Source organism: Kitasatospora sp. NPDC005856 (assembly GCF_040629945.1).
Lineage (GTDB): Bacteria > Actinomycetota > Actinomycetes > Streptomycetales > Streptomycetaceae > Kitasatospora.
In genome coordinates, this window is the sequence record NZ_JBEXWT010000079.1 from 20,287 (window position 1) to 42,382 (window position 22,096).

Below are 22,096 nucleotides of genomic sequence, written 5' to 3' on the forward strand. Positions count from 1 at the left end.
GCCAGGAGGATCACCGTGTTCGACCACAGGCTCAGCAGCGAGTACGAGGAACTGCGGCGCACCGTCGCCGAGTTCGCCCAGGACGTGGTGGCGCCGAAGATCGGCGGGTTCTACGAGCGGGAGGAGTTCCCGTACGAGATCGTCCGGGAGATGGGGCGGATGGGGCTCTTCGGCCTGCCCTTCCCGGAGGAGTACGGCGGCATGGGCGGCGACTACTTCGCCCTCGGCCTCGCCCTGGAGGAACTCGCCCGCGTCGACTCGTCGGTGGCGATCACCCTGGAGGCCGCCGTCTCGCTCGGCGCGATGCCGATCTACCGGTTCGGCACCGAGGAGCAGAAGCGCGAGTGGCTGCCCCGGCTGACCTCGGGCGAACTCCTCGGCGCCTTCGGCCTCACCGAGCCGGAGGGCGGGTCGGACGCGGGGGCCACCCGCACCACGGCGCGCTACGACGAGGCCACCGACGAGTGGGTCATCAACGGGACCAAGTGCTTCATCACCAACTCCGGCACCGACATCACCGGTCTGGTCACCGTCACCGCACTCACCGAACCGATCGCTCGTTCGAGTGAAGAGGGCGAATTCCGCTCGCCCGTGCGGGAGATCTCCTCCATCATCGTGCCCACCGGGACCCCCGGCTTCCAGGTCTCGAAGAAGTACTCGAAGGTCGGGTGGAACGCATCCGACACCCGCGAATTGTCCTTTACCGACTGCCGCGTCCCCGCGGCCAACCTGCTGGGCCAGCGCGGCCGAGGCTACGCCCAGTTCCTGCGGATCCTCGACGAGGGCCGCATCGCGATCGCGGCCCTGGCCACCGGCCTGGCCCAGGGCTGCGTCGACGAGTCCGTGAAGTACTCCGGCGAGCGCCGGGCCTTCGGCCGGCCGATCGGCGCCAACCAGGCCATCCAGTTCAAGCTTGCCGACATGGAGCTGCGCGCCCACACCTCCCGCCTGGCCTGGCGGGACGCCGCTTCCCGGCTGCTGCACGGTGAACCGTTCAAGAAGGAGGCCGCGATCGCGAAGCTGTACTCGTCCGAGGCCGCCGTCGACAACGCCCGCGAGGCGACCCAGATCCACGGCGGGTACGGCTTCATGAACGAATTCCCGGTCGCCCGTTTCTGGCGCGACTGCAAGATCCTGGAAATCGGGGAGGGCACGTCCGAAGTCCAGCGCATGCTCATCGCCCGGGAGCTCGGCATCGGTTCGTGACGACCACTTCCTGACGGTCACCTCCTGAGCCGCGCGCCCACCGGGCCGAGCACCGCTCAACACAGGCCTACACGACCAGAGTTGGGGGAGCCCAACGGTGAAGGAGGCATCAGGAGGAGACCTCGGGGAGGCTTCGGGAGAAGCCGCGGGAACAAGAGGCGTCAGGGGATCACGATCACCGGGCGGTTGGCCCGCCGCGCCAACCGTCCGGAGACGGAGCCGAAGATCTTGCCGAGCAGGCCGTGCGTCGTGCCGACGACGATCGCGTCGGCAGCGTACTCACGGCCGACCTCCTCGATCTCGTGGCAGATGTCCCCGCCGCGCTCGACCAGGATCCACGGCACCCCGGTGAGGAAGTCCGCGCAGGCGAGTTCCAGGCCGAGGACCTCGGTCCGGTGGTCGGGGAGGTCCACGAAGACGGGCGGCTCGCAGCCCGCCCAGACCGTGGCGGGCAGGCGGTTGGCGACGTGCACGATCACCAGGCCGCACTGCGAACGGCGTGCCATGCCGACGGCGTAGGCGAGGGCGCGCTCGCTCGACAGCGAGCCGTCGAAGCCGACCACCACACCGTGCTGGAACACCGGGTCGAGGGACGGCGCCGGGGCCTCCTGCCCGGACCGTTCGGTGCCGCCCAGTGGGCCGCCCGCCCCGGCTGCCGCCTCCGGACGCTCGGCGCCCGGGCCCAGGCGGCCCGTCACCGGAGCCCCTGCGGGGTCGGCCGGGGGCTCGCCACGCCGTTGACGGGGCCCCGGGCGGTCACGGCGGGCGAGACTGCCCCAACGGGCGAGGCCGCGCAGTGTGCGCGCGGAGCCCGGCGTGCCGTCGCGCTCCGGCGCGGGCTCCCCTGGCTCCCCTGGCTTCGCAGGCTGTGGCACGTCGGTCGACTGGATCGCGTGGACTGCTCCGGCTGTTCCGGCTGCCTCGGGCTCCTCGGTGACGTCGGCTCGCTCGTGCCCCGCCCGTACGCCCGGGACACGGCCGGAGGCATCGGCACGCGCGCCGGCCCGCCCATCGGCTCGTCCATCGGCTCGCCGGCCGGCAGGACCGTCCGCGCTGCTGCCCCTGCCGCCACCGCCGCGGTCGCCGTCCTGGCCGGTGTCGCGGTCGCCGTCGAGGCCGGCGTCGCGGTCGCCGTCGAGGTGGTCACTGCGGTGGTCACGACCGCCGTCACCGAGCCGGTCGGCACGGACCTCGGCCGCGCCTTCGGTGCTGTCGCGGGCAGACCCGCCCGCCGGGTCCACGCTGTGGGGCGTGTCCGGTTCAACCGGTCGGGGAGGCTCAAAACCAGCCATGGCTCACGGCTCTTCGATGGAGAGGGGCCGACAGGAGAGGAGAACAACGCTGCCCGGGCAGCAGGCCCGCCCACGGGATGACGTCGGTCTGCGCCGCGCAGCACCGTATGTGACCTGTTCCTTTCAGAGTACGACGGGCCTGGGGCCCAGCCCAGCGAGGAAGCCCCGGAGCGATGTTGTTCCCGCGAAAGAGGGATGCGCCCGCCGAGGCCGTGCGCCCCGCCCACAGACGATCGCGCCCCCTCCGGAGAGGAGGTTCCCTGGAGCTTGACTGAGCGGACCGAACGGCGCAACAGCCCCACGGGACACCGTGACCGGACTGTCATGGATCGGCGACGATCCGTTGCGGCGCGTCGCGAACCGTGACGTCAGACCCGCCCCAACAGTCCCGTACGACCCACCTGTCACCACTCGCCACTGGCGCGCGGAGGCCGTTTCGGCCACTCCGTACGGCTTCGCGACGCCGTCTGGCATTTGCCAGGTGCATAGGCGTGGCCGCTGGCACCATGCTTGGCATGCCCCTGCTCCTGTTCGACCTCGACAACACCCTGCTGCCCCGGGATGCCGCCTACCGGGCCTGGGCGCAGGACCTCCTGTCCGAACACGACCTCCCACCGGGCGACGTCGACTGGTTCGTCACCCTCGACGGCGGCGGGTACGTTCCGCGCAGCACCGTACTGTCGGCGGTCCGGCGCCGCTACGGGCTGGACGTCTCCGCCGACTTCCTGATTGCTCACTACCGACGCGGCATCAACTCCCACATCCACTGCCCGCCCCGGCACATCGAGGCGCTGCGCGCCGCCCGGGCGGCGGGGTGGACGCTCGGGATCGTCAGCAACGGAGGCACCCGGCCGCAGCTGGAGAAGATCCGGCGGACCGGCCTGGGCCCGCTGGTCGACGGCTGGGTCATCTCCGAGGAGGCCGACTGCGTCAAACCGGACCCGCTGATCTTCGAGATGGCCGCCCAGCGGTGCGGCATCGCACCCACCGGGGACTGGGCCGAACACACCTGGATGATCGGGGACCACGCACCCGCCGACATCGCGGGTGCCGAACTGACCGGGCTGCGCAGCGTCTGGCTGCACCACGGCCGGCCGTGGGCGGAGAGCGGCTACCGACCGACCCTGAAGGCGGCCGGTCTGCCGGAGGCGGTCGGCCAGGTCCTCGCCGCACGGAACGCGCCCTCGCCCCGGCCGGGCGCCCGTTCCGACCGGCCGCTCCGGAAGGCGACAGCGGGGGCGCCGAGACGCGCGACGGCGCTGGTCGGCGCACGGTCCGGCGCACATCCCGCGGTGGCCGCCCTGGACCTCGCGAGCGCATCCGCTTCCGCAACCACCGGGCCGGTCCGCGAGCCCGTCGCCGCAGGCGGGCCCGGTGTCCGAAACCGATCAGGCGGGTTTGCCGTGATCGCCGAGGCCCGCACGGACACCGGAGCGGACTCCGGGGCCCGGGCGGCCGGCCGTCCGGGGCCGGGCCCGGACGGCCTCCGCCCCGCACCGGCCACGGCCTCGGCCACAGCCCCGGTGGCGGCCGCCCAGTAGCGCCCGGCCGCCCCGCGCACCCCACCTCACCCCCGCCGCACCCAGCCCCGGCACGCCCCGCACCCCCGCCCCGGCACGCCCCACGTCGCCGCCACCACGTCGCCGCCACCGGGCAGCCACGAGCCACCAACCGCCACCCCGCTCCGGGCTACCCCACCGGCTCCGCCGACGTGCGGGTCCACCAACAGGTGCGGGCCTGCTCGACGAACCCGAGCTTGCGGTAGAGCGGTTCGCCGAGCGAGGTGGCGACCAGGGTGGCCGGGCGGTCCGGGTGGGCATGGGCCAGCGCGGTCTGCAGGACGGCGCGGGCCACGCCCCGGCCACGCCAGTCGGGCAGGGTGGCGACCCAGTACACGCCGGTGGCCCGGCCGTCGTCATAGGTGAGGCAGGTGCCCGCCACCGCGCCGTCGACGCGGCCGAGCCAGCCCCGCCAGCCGGGTGTGTCCAGCAACTGTTCCGGGAGGGCTTTGCCCCGGACCCAGGGCTGTCGGGCGGGCAGCGGGAAGCCCTCCACGATCGCCCGTTCGACCAGGGCGAAGCTGTCGCCGTCCCGAGTCTCATCCACCGTCAGGACGCCGCCTCCGTGGGCCTCCGAGACCGAGGGCAGGGCGGTGGTCGCGCCTTCGACCGGTCCGGGATCCCGGACCATCACCGGCATGAGCGGCATCCTGGCGGCCCCGAGGCCCGAGAGGTCGAGCCCGTCGTACGGGTCCTCGACGGTGCAGCGTATGGTCGACCACTCGACCATCAGGTCCGCCAATTCCTGCGCCACGGCCTCCGGTTCGTCGTAGGGGCGGGTCACCACGACGCGGTGCGCGTCGTCCGGGGTCCGGGCGCACCGGACCGCGGTCAGGCCCGGGCGGGTGCGGGACTGCCAGCCGTGGACGCGGGCTTGGGCGAGCCAGAAGGCGGCGGCGTTGTCGTTGGCCCGTTCGAGCCGGCTGTTGGTCTTCACGTCAGGACCGTAACCCGGCGGTCCGGTTCCCGGTTCGGCCGTCCTGGGCTTGGCCGGATGAAGCCTGGGAGGCGCACGAGTTCTCCACGTGCGCCCCCTCGTGCACCGCCGATTTTCGGTCAATTTCGCTCCGATCCCTCCCGCTTGGGCAAATCCGCAGCCCAGACCAGCCGGCCGGGCGCACCGGCGCCGGGCGCCCCAGGAACCGCCCCGCGACAACCAGCCACCGTTGCCCCGGCCCTCTTCCCAGAAAGGTCGACGGGTGCCACGCTTCGTGATCGAATGCATCACGCCAAATTGCCATGTCGACATAGCGTCGGATGGTGAACTTGTCACAACGGCAATGGTCCACCCGATAGATTTCGATCTTGGCCAGCAGTGCCGCACCACCCACACCACACCACCGAGGGGGCTTGAGCGCCTTGAGCAGGGTGAGCAGGAGCGACGCGGGTCCTGACAGCGGCCAGGCGGCGACCGGCGGCGCGGGTCGGCCCGCGAGAGGCACCGGCACCGCCGCGATCGCCACCACCCGCACCTCCGGCACCCCGGGCGCCGCCTCGCACTCCCCGTACTCCGCGGTGCCCTCCCCCGGGGCGGGCGCCGGCGTCGGTCCCGGTGCGGCACCGACCACCGCGGACCACGGCATCGCGACGCCCTACGGGGGCCAGTCCCCGTACGGAGGCCAATCCCCGTACGGAGGCCAGCCCGCCTTCGCCGGCCAGCCGCCCCTCGGCGGACCGTCCTTCAGCGGACAGCCCGTCAGCCGAGGCCACGTCAGCCCCGGCCAGCCCTACGGCGGCGAACACCCGGGCCATTCCGGCCATTCCGGCCACCCCGGGCACCTCGCCCATCCCGGCCACTACGGCGGCCACCTCGGCCATTCCGGCCATTCCGGCCATCCCGGCTACGGCGGCGGCGCCCCCGGCCTGAACGGCGCCCCCGTCGCCGCCCCCGGGCCGGGCGGCGGTCCGCTCGGCGGCGGCCTCACCCTCGGCGGCGGCTCGGGCCACGGCCCGCTGGGCCACGGCGGGCCCGGCGCGAACGGCTCCCCGACCCCGATGACGTCCTCCGCCCCGCGCAAGCTGTCCGGCCGGCGCCGCCGGGAGACCGTCGCGGTGCTGATCTTCGGCGGCGCCCCGATCTTCGAGAGCTCCATCCCGCTCTCCGTCTTCGGCGTGGACCGCCAGGACGCCGGGGTGCCCCGCTACCGCCTGCTGGTCTGCGCCGGCGAGGAGGGCCCGCTGGCCACCACCGGCGGACTGACCCTCTCCGCCCCGTACGGCCTGGAGGCGCTCGCCCGGGCCGGCACGATCGTCGTCCCGGCCTGGCGCTCGATCTCCCAGCCCCCGCCGGTCGAGGCGATCACCGCCCTGCGCAAGGCCCACCACGAGGGCGCCCGGATCATCGGGCTCTGCACCGGCGCCTTCGTGCTGGCCGCCGCCGGCCTGCTCGACGGCCGCCCGGCGACCACCCACTGGATGTACGCGCCGACGCTGGCCAAGCGCTACCCGCGGGTCCATGTCGACCCGCGCGAGCTGTTCGTCGACGACGGCGACGTGCTCACCTCGGCCGGCACCGCCGCCGGCATCGACCTGTGCCTGCACGTGGTGCGCAGCGACCACGGCGCCGAGGCGGCCAACGCGCTGGCCCGCCGCCTGGTGGTGCCGAGCCGCCGCGGCGGCGGAGGACAGGCCCAGTACATCGATCAGTCTTTACCGGAGGAGATCGGCAACGACCCGCTGGCCGAGGTGGTCACGTGGGCGCTGGAGAACCTCAACCAGCAGTTCGACGTCGAGGTGCTGGCGGCTCGCGCGTACATGAGCCGGCGCACCTTCGACCGGCGGTTCCGCACGCTCACCGGCAGTGCGCCGTTGCAGTGGCTGATCACCCAGCGGGTGCTCCAGGCGCAGCGGCTGCTGGAGACCTCGGAGCTGTCGGTGGACGACGTCGCGCGCCGGTGCGGGTTCCGTTCGCCGGTGGCGCTGCGCGGGCACTTCCGCCGCCAGCTCGGGGTCTCCCCGGCCGCGTACCGGACCAGCTACCGGGCCCGCCGTCCCGGTCAGCAGCCGAGCGCGCCGACCGGTGGGCTCGGCGACCTGCGGCTGCCCGGAGCGCTGCCGCACCCGGCGGGCGCGGTCGCCCAGGCGGGCGGGCCGCTGTTCGGCGGGGCGCACGGCGGGCCGTCGGCGCAGCCGTTCCCGGCCGGTCCGGGGGCGCCGCTCGCGATCGGGCAGCACGGGCAACCGGTGCCGCACGGCCAGCACGGGCAACCCGGTCAGCACGGGCAGCAGATCGGTCACGGGCAGCCGGGAGCACCCGGACAACCCGGCGGGTTCGGTCCGGGGCAGGTCGGGACGCCGGCCGGCCAGGGCTTCCACCCGCGGACCGGTCAGCCGTACCCGCACCAGCAGGCCGCGCAGCAGCCGCACCCCGGGCAGCAGGGTGCGACGGGGCGCGGTCCGCTGCGGCCGGCGGTGGTTCCGCCGCAGGTCGGACCGGGGTCGGGGACCGGACGTCCGCCGCGCACCGCCGAGCACGCGGCGGCGGAGGACGGCCTCCCGCAGCCGGGGGTCCGCGGCCAGGGCCAGGGGCACCGGAGCGCGGCCGAGCGGCCCGCGGACGAGCCCGGTGCGGCCGGGCGCGGTCACGGCCCGGCCACCGGACGGATGCCGGCCCCCACCGGGCAGCCGGGCTCCGGCCCGGGCGAGCTCCGCGGCCGCCAGGCCCGGGCTCCGCAGGTCCGCGGCCAGGCCGTCGGCCGGCCCGCGGCCGAGGGCGCCCGGGCGGCGCGCGAGGCCCGGACCGGACGGGACGGCCACGCGGTCCGGACCGGCAGGGACGGCGAGCACCCGGACGGCCCCGGAACGCACGACGGGCCGGAGGGGCACCAGGCCGAGGCGCCCCGCTCGACTCCACCGGTCCCCGCGGCGCGCGATCGCGCCGTAGGGTGAGTTGTGTGAATGACCGTTTGGTATGGATCGACTGTGAAATGACCGGCCTCGACCTCGACCGGGACGCCCTGGTCGAGGTCGCGGTGCTGGTGACGGACTCCGAGCTGAACATCCTCGGCGAGGGTGTGGACGTCATCATCCGGCCGCCGGCGGAGGCGTTGGCGAACATGCCCGAGGTGGTGCGCGAGATGCACACCGCCTCCGGGCTGCTGGAGGAGCTGGAGCAGGGCGTGACCCTGGCCGAGGCCGAGGAGTGGGTGCTCGCCTACGTGCGCGAGCACGTGCCGGAGGCCGGGAAGACCCCGCTGTGCGGCAACTCGGTGGCCACCGACCGCGGCTTCCTGGCCCGGGACATGCCGGCCCTGGAGAAGCACCTGCACTACCGGATCGTGGACGTCTCCTCGATCAAGGAGCTGGCCCGGCGCTGGTACCCGAAGGCGTACTACAACAGCCCGCCGAAGGGCGGCAACCACCGGGCGCTCGCCGACATCCGGGAGAGCATCGACGAACTGCGGTACTACCGCGAGGCGGTGTTCGTCCCGCAGCCCGGCCCGGACGCCGAAACCGCGCGGGCGATCGCCGGGAAGTACCGGGCACCGGCGAGCTGAGCCCGGGGCCGCCGTGCGGGCCGAGCCCGGAACGGCCCCGCGGAGCCCCGCCGGAGGGTCGGAGAAGGTGCTCGCGTTCGCCGGAACGAAACCCTGGCGCGAGCACCCTCTCGGATCCTGTAGAGTTCTTCCTGTCGGAACGGGAACGCGAGAGCGGGAACGGACCGGACAGATGGTGGGTGTAGCTCAGTTGGTAGAGCACCTGGTTGTGGTCCAGGTGGCCGCGGGTTCGAGTCCCGTCACTCACCCCAGAGCCCGAGGGGCCGATCTCTTCAAGAGGTCGGCCCCTCGGGCGTTTTCGCGTTCCCTCAGCTGTGCACGGCCTCAGTTGCGCGCTCCCCGCCGGGATGTGCGCCGCCTCACACCCGCCCGCCCGGTCGACTTTCCGGACGACCCCCTGCCACCGGAAGCTACCGACTAGTAACATCGTCGCCATGACCACACCTACGATCGGCAAGCTGCTCGACGACACCGTGCCGATGGCGCACACCCTCAACCTGGAGTACCTGGAGACCACCCCGGAGCGCGCCGTGCTCCGCCTGCCGGACCAGCCCGCGTACCACAACCACGTCGGCGGCCCGCACGCCGGCGCGATGTTCACGCTGGCCGAGTCCGCCAGTGGCTGCATCGTGCTCGCCGCCTTCGGTGACCAGCTGTCCCGGGCCGTGCCGCTCGCCGTGAACGCCGAGATCGCGTACAAGAAGCTCGCCATGGGCGCCGTCACCGCCACCGCCCTGCTCGGCCGCCCGGCCGCCGAGGTCGTCGCCGAACTGGACGCCGGCGGCCGCCCCGAGTTCCCGGTCACCGTCGAGATCACCCGCGCCGACGGCGCCGTCACCGGCGTGATGACGGTCACCTGGACCCTGCGCCCCAACTCCTGACCGCCACGCGGTCGGTGGCCCCGGGAGCGGCGGCCCCGGGGCCACCCGCGCGATGACTGTCCGTGACGGCGGGCGTGACCTCACCGCCCGGCCGCTCGTTCTCGATTCACGTGCGAGCCAATCACGCGACCAAGCCCCAGGAACCCGCCCCTCGCGGCGTCGCCGGTGCCCGCCGCGGGATCACCCGGTGGCTGCCCCGCCCCCGGGTCGTCGCGGCCGCGGGAGCCCTGCTCGCGCAGCTCTGGGGAGTCGGCGCCCCCGGGGCGTACGCGGCCACCACCGACCCGCTGCCGGACCCGGCCCGGCCCGCCGCCCGGCGCGCGGCGCACGGCGCCCCGGCACTCGACCGGCCGGTGCTCGACGGACCGGCCCTCGACGGGCAGTCAGCCGAACGTCCCGTCGGGTCCGGACCGTCGGCGGGCAGGCCGTCGACGGGCGGCCCGCCGGACCGCTCCCCCGGGCCCCCGGGGCCCACCGGGAACGAACCGGGCGGCAACGGCCCGGGCGGCGCGATCACCGGAGTCGCCGGGGGCACCGGAACGACGGGAGCGGTCGGCGACACCCTCCAGGAACGCATCCGGGCCGGCGGCCTGCCCCTGCCTGGCCAACGCGCGGCCGTCCCCGACGCCTTCGCCCTCGCCTCCGGCCTGCTCGACGTCGTCCCCGCCCAGGACCGCTCCGACGGCTCCCGCGCCTTCCGCGAGGACGGACCCGCCGGTCCGCCCTCCGCCGCCCGGCGCCGCCCCGGCGCCGCCCTTCCCGCCGTTCCCCGGCAGCGCGGGGCGGTGGAGGAAACCCTGGTCCAGGAGGCGGCGACCACGACCGTCGACGAGACCGGGCTCACCGCAGAACCCGGCCGGCCGACGGACTCCACGGCCGCGGCCGCGCCCGGCCGCGGCAGGACGCCCGCGACGGTGGCCATCGCCGACACCGCCACGGCGACCACCTCCCACGACGGCTCCGCCACCGCGACCGCCGTCCTCGCCCCCATCGCCGCCGGCCTGCTGCTCACCGGGGCGGCCATGTGCAAGCACCGCGGGCTGCCACGCGGGCACTGAACGGGCCGGGGTCTGACACTCGCCCGCCCGTCGCCCGTCCCCCTGCGCTCGGCCGCTCGTCCGCCCGGAGGGCAGGGCAGCGTTGGGGTGCGTGCGCCGCAGAGGCGGAGGTGGGGCGCCTCCCGGTCGGAGCCCAGGGCGCATTGCCGCGCGGGCCGCGGGCGGGAGTTCGAGGACTGGCCCTGGAGCCCCGGTTGGGTCGTGGCGTCGGCGTGGTGCGCCTACCGAGGCCGAGGAGGCGTCTCCCTCCGCCGCGCGCGGGCCGAGGCGGAGGGTTCGGGCCGCGCGGCCAGTTCCAGGACCAGCAGCGGGAGTTCGCGCCCCGGGATCGAGCCGGACGGGACGCTGCCGATCCGGGTGGCACCCATCGCGAGGTAGAACGGCTCGGCATTCGGGTCGGAGTCGATGGTGAACCGGCGCAGGCCGAGTTCCACGGCCAGGCTCCGAGCCCGCTCGAACAGTGCGCGGCCGACACCACGGCCGATCGACTCGGGCTCGACGAAGAGCTGGTCCAGCGATCCGGTCGGCGGCGCGCCGGAGAACGAGACGAATCCCAGCAGGCGCCCGGCGTCCTCGGCCACCATCGTGGCCGACCGCTCGATCACGCCGGCGTCCATGGTCAGCTCCGCCCGGCAGGCGGCCATGAACGCCTCGTCGTAGCCCCAGTACGCCTTGGACCGCAGGGCGATGCCGGTGAGCCGCACGGCCTCCTCCGGCCGGGCCGGCCTGATCTCCATGGCTCTCCCTCGAGTCGGTGTCCGAACGGCAGCGCCATTGTCGGCCGCCGCTCGGTCGTCCGCCAACGGATGTGCGCCGGGCTGCACGGGCGCCGGGGAACGCCGGGAGACGCACCGGCGGCGGTCGTCAGTGGAAGACCCCCGGCGGCGGTTGTGGGGAGGGCGCCGCCGTGGCGTCCGTCGCGGGAACAGCACCGGCCGCGAAGTCGGTGAGGGCGCCGCCGTGTTCGACCCGGGCGTGGGCGGAGTCGGAGGCCGCGCGGCGGGTGAGCTCGGCGACCGGAAGCGGGGTGTGGGCGGCGGCCAGGACGAGGTTGCCGAAGCGCTTGCCGCGCAGTACGGCGGGGTCGGCGATCAGGCACAGCTCGGGGAAGACCGCGCCGAGGGTGGCGACCTGGGAGCGGGCGAAGGGCAGGGCGCCGCCGTCGGCGATGTTGGCGGCGTACCAGCCGCCGGGGGCGAGGGCGCGGGCGGCGAGGGTGGTGAACTCGACGGTGGTGCAGTGGGCGGGGGTGCGGGCCCCGGAGAAGACGTCGGTGATCACCAGGTCGACGCTGTCCTCGGGGGTGCGCTCCAGCACGCTGCGGGCGTCCGCGCCGCGTACCTTGATCTGCCGGCCGCGCTCCAACGGGAGTTCGGCGCGGACGAGTTCGGTGAGCGCGGTGTCGATCTCGGCGACCTGCTGGCGGGAGCGCGGCCGGGTCGCGGCGGTGTAGCGGGCCAGGGTGAGGGCGCCGCCGCCGAGGTGCAGGACGGTGAGCGGGCGCCCGGGCGGGGCGACCAGGTCGATCAGGTGGCCGAGCCGGCGCTGGTACTCGAAGCCGAGGTGAGTGGGGTCGGCGAGGTCGACCAGGGACTGCGGGGCGCCGTCGATCAGCAGCGACCAGGCGGCGGGCCGGTCGCGGTCGGGGCGCAGCTCGGCGAGGCCGGACCCGACGGGACGGCTGAGCGGGCCCTGGGCGTGGGTGCGTCCGCCTTGTCCGGTGGTGGCCGCCGGTTCCGGGCCGCGCGCGGCTCTGCTGCTTCGTCCCATGCCAGCCATTATCGCCGTCGGGGTGGAACAGCCACAGGTCAGGGGCGTGCCGCAGGGACCCGGCCGGAGGCTCGGGGGCCCGGCGGGATCCGCACGGCGCGCCCGCTAGAACGGGCCGAGGCCGCCTGCGGTGAGCGTGCAGGCGGCCTCGCAGAGGGCTGAGCGGAGCACCCAGGCGTCGGTGGGGCGTGCGGTGCGGCCGGCGCCGGAGGGCGGGATCACCCAGCGGGGGTCGGTGCCGGCGGGCACGAGCGCGCCCGCGGTACAGGAGCTGCCGGGCAGGTGCCAGGTCTCCCAGGTGCCGGCCGGGACGAGGAAGGAGACGGTGCTGCCGTTGCGGCTCTGCAGGACGGCTCCGCAGGCGCGGCGCAGTCTCAGGATGTCGACGGCTTCGAGGCCGTGCCGCAGGGCGACGGTCACGGTGTCGCAGGAGGTGACGGGGGTGCCCTCGTCAGTGGTCGTGCGCTCGCGCCGGCGGCCGCCGCAGGGGAGCCGGCCGCCGCCGACCGGTCCCTGGCCGGAGAGTCGGTCGTCGGCGGGTTCGGGGAGCAGGGCGGGAGCGGCGCCGGCGAGCACTCCCCCGCGGCCGGGGCGGTGCTGCGACAGTCCGGTGGCCATCATGGACTCTCCTGTACCTCGTCGGTCCGGAAGCACAGCCGTCGGGCGGGGCCGCCGGACTGGGACGGGCCGGGGCTACGGCATGGGCTTTTTTCCGTGTACCAGGACAACGCGGAGGCCACACCCCAGGCCACGGGGCGCCTTACAGCAAGGCATGGCATTTCATGGCGGATATCCCGCAACATCGCCCCTTTTGCCATGGTTCGACGGCAGATGTCCCACCAACCGAATGTGGCCGGTCGGTGACTCCGAGTACTCTCGGCGCCATGGCAGCCACCCCACCGGCCGAGCCGAACCGACCGTCCCCCAACAGCGTGATGCGCGCACTGCGCGGCGACCGTTCACCCGGCGAGTTCGCCACGGCCGTCCGCAGAGCCGCCCGCGAGATCGGCGAGCACGTGTCCTGCGACGCCCGCTACGTCGGACGGGTCGAATCCGGTGAGATCCGCTGCCCCAACTACGCCTACGAGCGGGTGTTCCGGCACATGTGGCCGGACCGCACGCTCACCGACCTCGGCTTCGCCCCCCGGACCTCCGTCCGCCGCCGCCCGGCGGCCGGATCCGTCCGGTGGACCGAACCGCCTCCGCTCCACCCGACGTTCCCGCCCCTGCCCGCCCCGCGCTCACCACTCTCCACCCAACTCCCGTACGCTGCCTCGCCGTACGCGGATCCAGCCGCTCCGGACGGGCCCCCGTGGCCGAGCCCCGGGACGGTGCCCCGGGGGCCCGATGGATCGCCCAATCTCGACGAGGAGAACGACGACGTGCGTCGCCGTACGTTCCTGGCCGGCGGCACCACCGCGCTGGCCGCCGTGATCGGCATCGACCGGCCGGCCGCGGCCACCGGTCGGCCGGCCGGCGCCGACCGCACGCTTGCCGCACTCAGCGGCCAAGGCGCCTTTCCCGGTGCGGAGTTCGCCGCGCCGTCGCTGCTCGGCGGCGAACCGGTGGTGCCCGGCCGGCCCGGGCCGGTGACGCCGTTGCGCCGGGTCGGCGCCGCCGAGGTGCTCGGCGTCGAACAGGCCGTCCGGGAGATCCGGCTGGCCGACGACGCGCACGGCGCGGATGCCCTGTACGAGCTCGCCGGGCAGTCGCTGCGCAACGCCTACGTGCTGCTCAACGAGTGCGAGTACAGCGCCGAGACGGAGCGCCGGCTCCAGACCGGGGCAGGCGAACTCGCCATCTCCGTCGGCTGGTTGGCCCATGACTCCAATCGCCTCGCGGACGCCCGCTCGTTCTACGCCGAGGCGCTCGCCACCGCCCGGATGGCCGGGGACTCCGCCCTGGAGGCGCACGTCTTCTGCAACAGCGCCTTCCTCGCCCGGGACGCCGGCCGCCCGCGCGAGGCGCTGCGCGCCGCCCAGGCCGGGCAGGTCGCCGCCCGGGAGCTGCGCTCCGAGCGTCTGCTCGCCCTGCTGAGCATGCGCGAGGCCGGCGCCTGGGCGCTGCTCCAGGACCGCGCCTCCTGCGAGCGCGCGCTCGGCCGGGCGTACGCCCTGTTCGACCGGGGCCCGGGCGAGCGGGACCCGGAGTGGATGTCCTTCTTCGGCGAGGCCGAGATCGCCGGGCTCCAGTCGCAGTGCTGGTCGGCGCTCGGCGACTGGGACCGCGCCAGCGAGCAGGCCGGGCTGGCGATAACGCTCCAGAAGCCGCACTTCGTCCGCAACCGGGTGCTGTACACCGCCGAGCTGGCCCACGACCGGCTCGGCCGCGGGGACCTGGCGGGCGCGGCGCACCACGGCTCGGCCGCCGTCGCACTGTTCGGCGCCGTCCGCTCGGCCCGGATCCGGAGCATGCTCGCGGACACCGCGGGACGGCTGCGCCCGCACGTCGCGGTTCCCGAGGTGCGCCGGTTCCTGGCCGAGTACGACCGGGCGGCGGCCGCCTAGAGCCCGGCCGGACCCCCGGCAGACTCCGGGCAGAGCCCCCGGAGCCGCCCGGCGGACCGGGCCCCCGAGGTCGGTGCCCGACGGACCGGGCCCCCGCGGTCAGTGCCCGGCGGTCAGGCCGTCCAGGTGGGACAGGTCGTTCCAGATCTCCACCGCCGGCGCGCCGTACTCCCAGGACAGCACGCAGAGCGCGGCCGTACCGAGCTTGAACCGCTGGGCGAACTCGGGCGGCAGGCCCAGCCAACGGGCGGTGAGGATCCGCAGCAGGTGGCCGTGCGCGAACAGGACGACGTCCTGGTCGGCGCAGTGCATCACGGTGGTGTCCGGCTCCGGGACGCCGTGCTCCTCGTTGAGGCCGGCCAGGAAGGCGTCCACCCGGGCGGCCACGTCGGAGAGCTTCTCGCCGCCGGGCACCCCGTCGCGCCAGATCAGCCAGCCGGGGTGGTCGGTGGCCCGGATGTCCGCGCCGGTGCGGCCCTCGTACGCGCCGTAGTCCCACTCCATCAGCTCCGGGCGCTCCACCGCGCGGTCGCCGAAGCCGGCCAGCTCGCAGGTCTCCTCGGCCCGGCCGAGCGGGCTGGTGTAGACGAGCGCGTCCGGCATCCCGTTCCAGGGGGCCTCGGCGAGGCGGGCGCCGAGGGCCCGGGCCATCGCGCGGCCCTCCTCGGTCAGCGGGATGTCGGTGCGGCCGGTGTGGCGGCCGGTCGCGGACCACTCGGTCTCGCCGTGGCGGACCAGCACGATGCGGGCGGGCATGGGGGCTCCTAGCGGCTGCAGGGCGGTGGCAACGGTTTCGGTCTCACCATTGAGCACCGGGCTCCATGATCCCCCACCCGGACGGCGGAGACGATCGCGGGGCCGGGAGCGGCGGCCGCCGCCGCACGCCGGTGGGCACGTCCGCCCGGCACCCCCTTCCGGCCCCGCGGTGTGCCGGACGGTCGTCCAACGGCCGGTCCGCGCCGCGTTGTCGGACCCGGATGCGACACTGGGCCGCACCATGAACGTCTCGACGAACGTCCCGCCGGGCGGGCCCGCTGAGCCGCTCGCCCAGCGGCTCGCGGAGCTGCGCGGACCGGCCCCGCAGCGCAGTCTGAACGCCCGCTCCCTCGCCGCGCTCGCCGCCAATCCGGGCTGCCACCGCCGTGCCGTGCTCGACGCGGCCGGGGTGGACAAGTCGGGGCTGGCCGCCCGGCTCGGCCGCCCCGCCCCCTTCGGCCAGTCCCCCTTCGCCATAGCCCGCGGCGTGATCTTCGAGTCCCGGCTGAAGGCGGACGGCTACGCCGCGCTGCTGGAGCCGCTCCGCCACCACCTGGGCATCCCCGCGGACGACCGGTTCCCGCTCCAGGTGCCGGACCTGCTGCACCGCTCCGGCCCGGCCGTCCGCGCCGACCGGACGGCCGAGGCACTGGCCCGGGCCGCCGCCGACCCGGAGGCCTGGACGCTGCTCGACCACCCGATGCTGCGCCTGGGGGTGGCCGGCAGCACCGCCTACCTGGAGCCGGACGCGCTGGTGGTGCACGGCGGGCGGTGCACCGTGGTCGAGATCAAGTCCTTCCCGGTGCTGGACGGCAGCGCCGACCCGGCCAAGGTCGGCGCCGCCGCCCGGCAGGCCGCGGTGTACGTGCTGGCCCTCCAGCAGGCCGCCGCCGCGGCGGCCGGGCAGCCGCTCGCCGAGGACCCGTACACCGAGCAGCGGCTTCCGGGCAGCCCCCGCACCGGTGTGCTGCTGGTCTGCCCGAAGGACTTCGGCAACCGGCCGACCGCGGTGACCGTGGACGTCCGCCGCGAACTGGCCACCACCCGGCGCCAGCTGAGCCGGATGACCGGCATCGGCCGGCTGCTGGAAGCACTGCCGCCGGACACCGACTTCGACCTGGCCGCCGACGAGGACGGCGCACCGGCCCGGACCGCCGAACAGCTGGCCGCCTCGGTCGAGGCGGTGCCCGCCGCGTACAGCCCGGACTGCCTCTCCACCTGCGAACTCGGCTTCCACTGCCGCGCCCGGGCCCGCTGCGGCGACCGGGTCGAGCAGCTCGGCCGGGGCGTGCGCGGCGAACTGGGCAGCATCCGTACGGTCGCCGAGGCGCTGGCCGCCGCCGGCACCAAGAACGAGGACCTGGACGGCGCGGACGACGCCGCCGAACGCCTCGCCTACGCGGCCGCCCTGCGCGCCGAGGCCCTGGGCGCCGCGACCACGGGAGCCGTCGCATGAGCGAGCGCAGCGAGAGGATCATCGAGGCGCGCGCGTGGGCGAACGCCCTCGCCCAACGGAGCGAGGCGGGCGCATGAGCGAGCGCAGCGAGAGGATCATCGAGAGGCGCGTGTGGGCGAATGCCCTCGCCGAGCGGAGCGAGGCGGGCGCATGAGCGAGCGCAGCGAGAGAATCATCGAGAGGCGCGTGTGGGCGAACGCCCTCGCCGAGCGGAGCGAGGCGGGCACATGAGTCTGCTCACCACCCTCGCCCGGCTGGAGGCCGTCCGCAGCGGCCGGGCCGAGCCGCTGGCCACCGTCCGGCACCGGCACCTGTCCGACCGCCCGATGGTGCTGGTCCCGCTGACCGCCGCCGGCGAGTCCGGCGCGCCGCTCGCGGTGATGCTCGGCACCGACCGGGACGCGCCCCGGCTGCACCTGGTGCCGCAGCCGCTCAACCGCACCCTGCGGTTCGACTTCCTGGCCGAGCTGGCCGCCGACCTGCTGCCCTACCTGGAGTCCTTCGCCGAGGACGTGGAGCAGATCGAGGGCTCCGAGAAGGATCCGGAGACCGGCGAGAAGACCCAGGTGTTCCGCGAGCTGTGCGCGGACGCCCCGCAGCTGATCGTGCCGAACGGCGCGGGCGTGCACCACCTCGCCCTGATCGGCCGCTCGACCCGTTTCCGCCGCACCGCCGAGGACGAGGAGCCGGGCCCGTACCCGGCACCGGTCCGGGTGCCGCTGCTCGGCCGCTGGCTGACCCATCTCACCGACCGCGCCCAGGTGCCCGGCTCCTCGCTGCTGCTGCCGATGACCGGCCTGCTGGCCCGGCACTGGGCGACCGGCCAGAGCCACCTGGAGGACCAGCACCTGGCGGCCCGGCTCGCCTGGCACCACCCGCCGGCCGGCCTGACCGGCGCGCGGGCGGCCGAGCTGGCCGAGTCCGCCCGGGACGACCGGGGGCAGCTGCTGCACCCGCCGGCCGGCCCGGCGACCGACCCCCGCTTCGACGAGTTCGTGCTCGCCCCGGCGATCGCCCGCTACGACTCCGCGGTGGGCGCCCTGCAACACAGTGCCGAGGAGCGCGACGAGGCCGCCGCCGCGCGTGCCCGGGCGGCCGTGCGGGCCGCGTTGGCCGCGTTGGAGGAGGCGCTGTCGTCCGTCCTGCTGCCCACCTGGCGGGACGTCTGGCGGGGCCTGGACCTGCTGCGCACCCTGCCGTCGGCCGGCCACCTGGAGGAGCGCTGGACCGGCGACCGTTGGTCCTACACCGGCCACCGGGACCGGCTGGCGGCCGGCGAGCCGCCGCAGCCCCGGCAGGACGACGCCGTCACGGCGGCCCGCAAGCTCGCCCAGCGCGAGCGCGAGCAGGCCCGGCTCGACGTCCAGGAGGCGCTGGACGACCCGCTGGCGATGGCCGAGCACCGGCTGGCCGGCGAGGCGTTCAGCGGCGTGGTCACGGAGGTGGTGCCGGACTGGGACACCTCCGGCCGCTCCCCCAAGCCGCGCCCGCTGGTCACCCTGCGCACCGTCGACCGCCCGCACGCGGACCTCGGCCGTGAGGTGCACCGCGTGCACGGCCCGTCCGCGCAGAAGGCGGAGATCGCCGCGGTGGACGCCGCCGAGGGCACCCTCACCCTGCGGGTGCTCTCCGGCATGGGCCGCAGGAAGGAGCCGGAGCCGGGCAGCCTGCCCGAGCCCGGCGAGTCGGTCACCTTCACCCTGTTCGAGCTGACGGTGCGGCAGTCCGCGCCGCTGCCCGAGCCGGACGACACCCCCTGGACCCACGGCGGCCCGCCCGGCGCCGCGCCCGTACCCGCCCCGTCCGTCTCCGAGGAGTGGGAGTGAGCCGTCCGATGCCCCCCGAACAGACCCCGGGCGCGCAGGCCCCGGGCGAGGCCGCCGATGCCGCGGTGGCCCGGATCCTGGCCGCCACCGTCCGTCCGCCGGCCGGCGCCCCCCGCGGTGTGGTGGTGGACTCCCCGCCCGGCGCCGGGAAGTCGACGCTCGTGGTGCGGGCCGCGCGCGAGCTGGTCGAGGCCGGCGAGCGGCTGATGATCGTCGCCCAGACCAACGGCCAGGTGGACGACCTGGTCGGCCGACTGGCCGAGAAGGCGCCGGAGCTGACGATCGGCCGGCTGCACGCCGCGGACTCCCGGCCCGGCCCGGAGGTGCTGAAGCACGCCAACGTCACGCCCTCCGACAAGGTCGCCGACCTGGTCGAGCACGACGTGGTGATCTCCACCTCGGCCAAGTGGCAGTGGGTGCGGGCCGAGGCCCCGTGGCGGCACGCGATCGTCGACGAGGCGTACCAGATGCGCTCGGACGCCCTGCTCGCGGTGGCCCGGCTGTTCGAGCGGGCGCTGTTCGTCGGCGACCCGGGCCAGCTGGACCCGTTCACCGTGGTCGGCACCGAGCAGTGGGCGGGGCTGTCGTACGACCCGTCCGGCAGCGCGGTGGTCACCATGCTGGCGCACAACCCGGAGATCGAGCCGCACCGGCTGCCGGTCTCCTGGCGGCTGCCCGCCAGCGCCGCGCCGCTGATCTCGCGGGCCTTCTACCCGTACACGCCGTTCCGCTCCGGCACCGGCCCGGACGACCGCCGGCTGACGGCCTCCGTGCGCCCGGACGGCTCGGCCCTGGACGCGGTGATCGACCGGGCCGCCGAGCACGGCTGGGCCCTGCTGGAGCTGCCCGCCCGGCACACCGTACGGACCGACCCGCAGGCCGTGGCGGCCGTCGCGGCCGCCGTCCGCCGGCTGCTGGAGCGGGGGCTGACCGCCCACTCCGAGCAGGGCGAGGCCCCGCTCACCGCGGACCGGGTCGCCGTCGGCACAGCCCACCGGGACCAGGCGGCGGCCGTGCGCGCGGCGCTGCTCAAGGCGGGCGTGCCGGTGGACGGCGCGGCCGGGCCGGCCGTCACGGTGGACACCGCCAACCGCCTCCAGGGCCGCGAGTACGACGTCACCGTGGTGCTGCACCCGCTCTCCGGGCGCCCCGACGCGACCGCGTTCCACCTGGAGACCGGCCGGCTCTGCGTGCTCGCCTCCCGGCACCGGCACGCGTGCATCGTGGTGGCCCGGGCCGGGATCGCCGAGCTGCTGGACGAGCACCCCGCGACCGAGCCGGTGCAGCTGGGCGTCCCGGTGGCCTTCCCGGACGGCTGGGAGGCCAACCACCAGGTGCTGGACCACCTGAGCGGCCACCGGGTCCACGTGCGCTAGCGGGTCAGTCCTCGGTCTCGCGGACCGCGAAGGCCACCACCGAGCCCCGCTGCGCCTGCGCGCTCCACCCGCGCGCGTCGGCGGTGGGGCCGTCGGCGCGCACCGGGCCGTCCGCGTCCGGCTGGAGCCGGTAGCCGCCGCCGGTCAGGTGGGTGCCGGACGGGCAGGTCGCCGTGGAGACGCCGCCCGGGCCGCTCGGCTGCCCGGTGACCACCAGCGCCTCCTCGGCAGCCGCGGCGGGCGGGGCGACGGAGGCGGCGACCGCGAACAGCGCGCCCAGCAGGGACAGGACGGACAGGGCGGGGGCCGTGAGGCTCCTTCTCACACGCATGGGGGTGCTCTCCAGCTTCTTCGGACGGTCGGCGTGCACCGGGACAGCCGGTACACCGGGACAACCGGTTCGCATGCGATCCGGTAGCGCGGCGCGCGACGCGCACGCCCGGCGCGCACCGGGGAATAGCGCTCGCGTGCGCACCGTTCCGCTACCGGCCACCGCCGCGAGACAATGGACGGCGGCCCCGACCGGGCGGCGCAGCCCGGACCCGATTCCTTCCACCCCACCCGAGACCCGGAGGTGTCCGTCCATGCCCGACTCCCCAGAGTCGTCCGAGCCCACCAGGCGCCTGCGTCCGGTGCAGCTGCTGTTCGAGCCGCAGTCCGCCGAACCCGAGCCGGAACGATTCTTCGACCTGGAGTCGATCGAGGACCCGGCGGAGCTGCTGCGCCGCTCCACGGAACTGGCCCTGGCCTTCCGGGCCGCCGCCGAGCGGGCCACGGACTTCCAGGCGGTCGCCGCCGCACAGCTCGCCGACCCGCGCCGGTTCGACGCGCTGTCCGACGCCGAGATCGCCCAGCGGGCGGACTGGACCCCGGACTACGCCGCCAAGATGATCGAGTACGGCCGCACCCTGCTCCAGCCGCGCCGGCACGAGGACTGAGCCCCTGCTCCGGCCGCGCCGGCACGAGGACTGAGCCCCTGCTCCGGCCGCGCCGGCACGAGGACCGAACCCCGCACCCGTCGGCCGGACACGGGCCACTGGCATATGCGCGGCGGGGAAGGGTACGCCGTCCCCTGCCGCGCTGTCCGGCGAACCGCGCTTTCCGTCCCGGTGCGGGCGTGCGCCGCACAGGCTGCTCTCCGTGGAGATCTGGACACAGCAGTCGGTGACGCAGCAATCGGTGACGCAGCAATCGGTGACGTACCCGTCGGTGATGCACCCGTCGGTCGAGTACGTCGGCGCGGCCGGGGAGGCGTGGCTCGCTTCCGCCAGCGAGTACCCGCGCAGCATGCGCGCCCTGTGGGAGAGCCGTCCCTGGGCGCCGTCGGTGCTGCCCTGCGGGCGCGCCTTCGACGTGATCAGCATGCCGGCGCTGTTCGGCCGCCGGGTGCTGGACGAGCTGTGGACCTCCGGGCCGGGCTGCGGACCGGTGGCCTCCCACCGGGGGCGGCTGCTGCTGTTCGTCCAGCCGGGCGCGGCACCCCGGCTGCGCCGGCTGCTGGCCTGGGAGGAGTGGGCCCGGGACGTGCCGCCGCTGCTGTGCCACGGCAAGGGCGACACGGTGACCGTACCGCCCCTGCAGCGGATGGTGAACAGCCCGGACTCCCCGGGGCAGGGCGCTGGCCGGTGGATCGTCGCGCCGGAGCGGCGCGACCCCCGGCTGCCCGGCGCCGCGGTGGTGCTCTGGGCCTGCGTCCGGGCGGCGCGCGAGGAGGGCGATCCGGTTCCCGCCGGGGCGGCCGTCGTGGCCGGGGGGTGAACGCGGGGCGACCGGTATTCGATTTTGGCGCGGCCGCAGGGCGCTGCTAGAGTCTTCTCTGTCAGCAGGCGCCGCTAGCTCAGTTGGTTAGAGCAGCTGACTCTTAATCAGCGGGTCCGGGGTTCGAGTCCCTGGCGGCGCACAGACAGCCGGAA

General features: G+C 75.3%; 18 protein-coding genes, 2 tRNA genes and 2 pseudogenes. 15 read left to right on the top strand and 7 right to left on the bottom strand.

Annotation, left to right across the window (positions count from 1 at the left end):
* Nucleotides 1-15: 15 nt before the first annotated feature.
* Nucleotides 16-1,206, top strand: coding sequence for an acyl-CoA dehydrogenase family protein (locus ABZ449_RS32790; RefSeq protein WP_360353434.1), 1,191 nt, complete (start codon nt 16-18; stop codon nt 1,204-1,206).
* Between the two features lie 161 nt (nt 1,207-1,367).
* Here ABZ449_RS32790 and ABZ449_RS32795 read toward each other — a convergent pair.
* A pseudogene (locus ABZ449_RS32795) lies at nt 1,368-1,793 on the bottom strand (universal stress protein); the annotation flags it as partial.
* Between the two features lie 306 nt (nt 1,794-2,099).
* On the opposite strand from ABZ449_RS32795, the gene ABZ449_RS32800 reads away from it, so the two are divergent.
* The gene (locus ABZ449_RS32800) at nt 2,100-2,579 is read left to right on the top strand and encodes a hypothetical protein (RefSeq protein WP_360353436.1); all 480 of its coding nucleotides are present in this window, start codon (nt 2,100-2,102) and stop codon (nt 2,577-2,579) included.
* Between the two features lie 434 nt (nt 2,580-3,013).
* Nucleotides 3,014-4,039 (top strand): HAD family hydrolase, encoded by a 1,026-nt coding sequence (locus tag ABZ449_RS32805; RefSeq protein ID WP_360353437.1) that lies wholly within the window; start codon nt 3,014-3,016, stop codon nt 4,037-4,039.
* Nucleotides 4,040-4,187: 148 nt separating this feature from the next.
* On the opposite strand, the gene ABZ449_RS32810 is transcribed toward ABZ449_RS32805, so the two are convergent.
* The gene (locus ABZ449_RS32810; protein ID WP_360353439.1) at nt 4,188-4,994 is read right to left on the bottom strand and encodes a GNAT family N-acetyltransferase; all 807 of its coding nucleotides are present in this window, start codon (nt 4,992-4,994) and stop codon (nt 4,188-4,190) included.
* Nucleotides 4,995-6,052: 1,058 nt separating this feature from the next.
* Between ABZ449_RS32810 and ABZ449_RS32815 the strand changes: the two are divergent.
* The 5 genes and pseudogenes from ABZ449_RS32815 to ABZ449_RS32835 form a co-directional block, all read left to right on the top strand.
* Nucleotides 6,053-7,051, top strand: a pseudogene (locus ABZ449_RS32815) (helix-turn-helix domain-containing protein); the annotation flags it as partial.
* An 899-nt stretch (nt 7,052-7,950) separates the two neighbouring features.
* Nucleotides 7,951-8,553 (top strand): oligoribonuclease, encoded by a 603-nt coding sequence (gene orn / locus ABZ449_RS32820; protein ID WP_360353441.1) that lies wholly within the window; start codon nt 7,951-7,953, stop codon nt 8,551-8,553.
* 175 nt (nt 8,554-8,728) lie between these two features.
* Nucleotides 8,729-8,804 (top strand) — tRNA-His (locus tag ABZ449_RS32825).
* A 183-nt stretch (nt 8,805-8,987) separates the two neighbouring features.
* Nucleotides 8,988-9,434, top strand: a complete 447-nt coding sequence (locus ABZ449_RS32830) for a DUF4442 domain-containing protein (protein ID WP_360353442.1) — start codon at nt 8,988-8,990, stop codon at nt 9,432-9,434.
* 110 nt (nt 9,435-9,544) lie between these two features.
* Nucleotides 9,545-10,492, top strand: coding sequence for a hypothetical protein (locus ABZ449_RS32835; protein WP_360353444.1), 948 nt, complete (start codon nt 9,545-9,547; stop codon nt 10,490-10,492).
* Nucleotides 10,493-10,713: 221 nt separating this feature from the next.
* Here the strand turns inward: ABZ449_RS32835 and ABZ449_RS32840 are convergent, their stop codons facing one another.
* The 3 genes from ABZ449_RS32840 to ABZ449_RS32850 all read right to left on the bottom strand — a co-directional run bounded on the left by ABZ449_RS32840 (nt 10,714) and on the right by ABZ449_RS32850 (nt 12,883).
* The gene (locus ABZ449_RS32840; protein ID WP_360353445.1) at nt 10,714-11,229 is read right to left on the bottom strand and encodes a GNAT family N-acetyltransferase; all 516 of its coding nucleotides are present in this window, start codon (nt 11,227-11,229) and stop codon (nt 10,714-10,716) included.
* 127 nt (nt 11,230-11,356) lie between these two features.
* On the bottom strand, nt 11,357-12,262 hold the full coding sequence (locus ABZ449_RS32845; protein ID WP_360353446.1) for a fused MFS/spermidine synthase: 906 nt from the start codon (nt 12,260-12,262) through the stop codon (nt 11,357-11,359).
* A 105-nt stretch (nt 12,263-12,367) separates the two neighbouring features.
* Complete coding sequence (locus ABZ449_RS32850; protein WP_360353447.1) at nt 12,368-12,883, bottom strand: hypothetical protein; 516 nt, start codon at nt 12,881-12,883, stop codon at nt 12,368-12,370.
* Between the two features lie 263 nt (nt 12,884-13,146).
* On the opposite strand from ABZ449_RS32850, the gene ABZ449_RS32855 reads away from it, so the two are divergent.
* On the top strand, nt 13,147-14,769 hold the full coding sequence (locus tag ABZ449_RS32855) for a tetratricopeptide repeat protein (protein WP_360353449.1): 1,623 nt from the start codon (nt 13,147-13,149) through the stop codon (nt 14,767-14,769).
* Between the two features lie 99 nt (nt 14,770-14,868).
* On the opposite strand, the gene ABZ449_RS32860 is transcribed toward ABZ449_RS32855, so the two are convergent.
* The gene (locus ABZ449_RS32860) at nt 14,869-15,525 is read right to left on the bottom strand and encodes a histidine phosphatase family protein (protein WP_360353450.1); all 657 of its coding nucleotides are present in this window, start codon (nt 15,523-15,525) and stop codon (nt 14,869-14,871) included.
* Nucleotides 15,526-15,766: 241 nt separating this feature from the next.
* Between ABZ449_RS32860 and ABZ449_RS32865 the strand changes: the two genes are divergently transcribed.
* From ABZ449_RS32865 to ABZ449_RS32875, 3 genes are all read left to right on the top strand, one after another.
* The gene (locus ABZ449_RS32865; protein WP_360353452.1) at nt 15,767-16,981 is read left to right on the top strand and encodes a hypothetical protein; all 1,215 of its coding nucleotides are present in this window, start codon (nt 15,767-15,769) and stop codon (nt 16,979-16,981) included.
* A gap of 227 nt (nt 16,982-17,208) precedes the next feature.
* On the top strand, nt 17,209-18,807 hold the full coding sequence (locus ABZ449_RS32870; protein ID WP_360353454.1) for a hypothetical protein: 1,599 nt from the start codon (nt 17,209-17,211) through the stop codon (nt 18,805-18,807).
* Between the two features lie 8 nt (nt 18,808-18,815).
* The gene (locus ABZ449_RS32875) at nt 18,816-20,183 is read left to right on the top strand and encodes an AAA family ATPase (RefSeq protein ID WP_360353456.1); all 1,368 of its coding nucleotides are present in this window, start codon (nt 18,816-18,818) and stop codon (nt 20,181-20,183) included.
* A 4-nt stretch (nt 20,184-20,187) separates the two neighbouring features.
* Here ABZ449_RS32875 and ABZ449_RS32880 read toward each other — a convergent pair whose 3' ends face one another.
* A complete protein-coding gene (locus ABZ449_RS32880; protein ID WP_360353458.1) occupies nt 20,188-20,514 on the bottom strand; it encodes a hypothetical protein in 327 nt (108 codons plus the stop codon).
* 253 nt (nt 20,515-20,767) lie between these two features.
* On the opposite strand from ABZ449_RS32880, the gene ABZ449_RS32885 reads away from it, so the two are divergent.
* The 3 genes from ABZ449_RS32885 to ABZ449_RS32895 all read left to right on the top strand — a co-directional run bounded on the left by ABZ449_RS32885 (nt 20,768) and on the right by ABZ449_RS32895 (nt 22,083).
* The gene (locus tag ABZ449_RS32885; protein ID WP_224284994.1) at nt 20,768-21,121 is read left to right on the top strand and encodes a hypothetical protein; all 354 of its coding nucleotides are present in this window, start codon (nt 20,768-20,770) and stop codon (nt 21,119-21,121) included.
* Nucleotides 21,122-21,395: 274 nt separating this feature from the next.
* Nucleotides 21,396-21,941, top strand: a complete 546-nt coding sequence (locus ABZ449_RS32890) for a bifunctional DNA primase/polymerase (protein WP_360353465.1) — start codon at nt 21,396-21,398, stop codon at nt 21,939-21,941.
* Between the two features lie 68 nt (nt 21,942-22,009).
* Nucleotides 22,010-22,083, top strand: a tRNA-Lys gene (locus ABZ449_RS32895).
* The last annotated feature ends 13 nt before the right edge of the window (nt 22,084-22,096 follow it).

Excerpts from the sequence above, each read along its gene's own strand:
- ABZ449_RS32855 (WP_360353449.1), top strand. The coding sequence starts at position 13,147 with ATGGCAGCCACCCCACCGGCCGAGCCGAACCGACCGTCCCCCAACAGC.
- ABZ449_RS32845 (WP_360353446.1), bottom strand. The coding sequence starts at position 12,262 with ATGGGACGAAGCAGCAGAGCCGCGCGCGGCCCGGAACCGGCGGCCACC.
- ABZ449_RS32880 (WP_360353458.1), bottom strand. The coding sequence starts at position 20,514 with ATGCGTGTGAGAAGGAGCCTCACGGCCCCCGCCCTGTCCGTCCTGTCC.
- ABZ449_RS32850 (WP_360353447.1), bottom strand. The coding sequence starts at position 12,883 with ATGATGGCCACCGGACTGTCGCAGCACCGCCCCGGCCGCGGGGGAGTG.
- ABZ449_RS32870 (WP_360353454.1), top strand. The coding sequence starts at position 17,209 with ATGAGTCTGCTCACCACCCTCGCCCGGCTGGAGGCCGTCCGCAGCGGC.
- ABZ449_RS32885 (WP_224284994.1), top strand. The coding sequence starts at position 20,768 with ATGCCCGACTCCCCAGAGTCGTCCGAGCCCACCAGGCGCCTGCGTCCG.
- ABZ449_RS32865 (WP_360353452.1), top strand. The coding sequence starts at position 15,767 with ATGAACGTCTCGACGAACGTCCCGCCGGGCGGGCCCGCTGAGCCGCTC.
- ABZ449_RS32840 (WP_360353445.1), bottom strand. The coding sequence starts at position 11,229 with ATGGAGATCAGGCCGGCCCGGCCGGAGGAGGCCGTGCGGCTCACCGGC.
- ABZ449_RS32890 (WP_360353465.1), top strand. The coding sequence starts at position 21,396 with ATGCACCCGTCGGTCGAGTACGTCGGCGCGGCCGGGGAGGCGTGGCTC.
- ABZ449_RS32830 (WP_360353442.1), top strand. The coding sequence starts at position 8,988 with ATGACCACACCTACGATCGGCAAGCTGCTCGACGACACCGTGCCGATG.
- ABZ449_RS32875 (WP_360353456.1), top strand. The coding sequence starts at position 18,816 with ATGCCCCCCGAACAGACCCCGGGCGCGCAGGCCCCGGGCGAGGCCGCC.
- ABZ449_RS32860 (WP_360353450.1), bottom strand. The coding sequence starts at position 15,525 with ATGCCCGCCCGCATCGTGCTGGTCCGCCACGGCGAGACCGAGTGGTCC.
- ABZ449_RS32805 (WP_360353437.1), top strand. The coding sequence starts at position 3,014 with ATGCCCCTGCTCCTGTTCGACCTCGACAACACCCTGCTGCCCCGGGAT.